The sequence below is a fragment of the Vibrio sp. Vb1337 genome, from assembly GCF_033338715.1.
In the GTDB taxonomy this organism is placed as follows: Bacteria; Pseudomonadota; Gammaproteobacteria; order Enterobacterales; family Vibrionaceae; genus Vibrio; species Vibrio alginolyticus.
Window position 1 is genome coordinate 326 of record NZ_JAWOTD010000083.1, and the last position, 1,232, is coordinate 1,557.

At 48.4% G+C, this 1,232-nt stretch carries 1 protein-coding gene and 1 pseudogene; both read right to left on the reverse strand.

Annotation, left to right across the window (positions count from 1 at the left end):
* Positions 1-125 (reverse strand): annotated as a pseudogene (locus tag R7E42_RS23990) (DUF58 domain-containing protein); the annotation flags it as partial.
* A gap of 14 nt (positions 126-139) precedes the next feature.
* Positions 140-1,096 (reverse strand): AAA family ATPase, encoded by a 957-nt coding sequence (locus R7E42_RS23995; protein ID WP_023623720.1) that lies wholly within the window; start codon positions 1,094-1,096, stop codon positions 140-142.
* Positions 1,097-1,232: the final 136 nt, after the last annotated feature.

Below are 1,232 nucleotides of genomic sequence, written 5' to 3' on the forward strand. Positions count from 1 at the left end.
ATCTGCGACCAAATGCTTTGTGCCGGTGGCAACCAACGTACCGACTGCGTGCGATATTGAAGCAGTTCTTCCAGTGTTAATGTCACCCCATTCGCATGAGGCGGTAATGGATGGTTTGCAGACATGTCACTCACCCGCTTTATGCGCTGCCAACCAAGCTTAGCAACTTATCGATGACTTGATTTGACGTTACGCCTTCTGCTTGAGCGTGGTAGCTGAGCAATAATCGGTGACGTAACACTGGGTACGCCATTGCTTGGACATCTTCTGGAGAGACAAAATCACGACCTGCTAACCAAGCATGAGCACGAGCGCATCGGTCAAGGGCGATGGTTGCACGCGGACTGACACCCATTGCTAGCCATTTATCCAACTCACTGTCGTATTCGCTTGCTCGGCGCGTTGCCATCACCAAACGCACAATATATTGCTCAATGGCTTCTGCCATGTGGATGTCGAGCACTTCTTGGCGCGCGGTGAAGATGTCTTGCTGACTCAAGCTCGGGCGCTCAATAGAGCATTCACCTTTCGCTTCACCACGATTGATCCGCAAGATCGCTAATTCATGTTCTGCATCTGGGTAATCCACTTCTAAGTGAAGCAAAAAGCGATCGAGCTGAGCTTCTGGAAGAGGGTAAGTACCTTCTTGTTCTATCGGGTTTTGCGTCGCCATGACCAAGAATAGCTCAGGCAGCGCGTAGGTGTGGCGACCTGCGGTGACTTGCTTTTCTGCCATCGCTTCAAGCATTGCGGCTTGTACTTTGGCTGGCGCACGGTTGATTTCATCCGCAAGAATGAGTGAATTGAAAATCGGCCCAGATTGGAATGTGAACTCGCCTGTTTCTGGTCGGAAAATATCCGTACCAGTTAAATCGGCAGGTAGCAAATCTGGGGTGAACTGAATGCGATGGAAGTCGCCTTCTACGCAATCAGACAGTGATTTTACGGCGCGAGTTTTAGCAAGTCCCGGAGGACCCTCAACCAAAATATGCCCGTCAGCAAGAAGGGCGATCAACAGTTGTTTAACCAGATCATGCTGGCCAATGATCTGAGACTCTAAATAGTGCTGAAGAGTTTCGAAGTTTGATTTATGCATGCTTTGGACTCTCGATATCCATTTGATTTTCGTTTTGAGTATTGGTCATTGCCAATCAGGAAAAAGTTCCTGTTCGCTCTCGAAATTTATCTTTTCAATATTGGGGCAAAGAAAAGGATTGCAAGCGAAGAAAAAC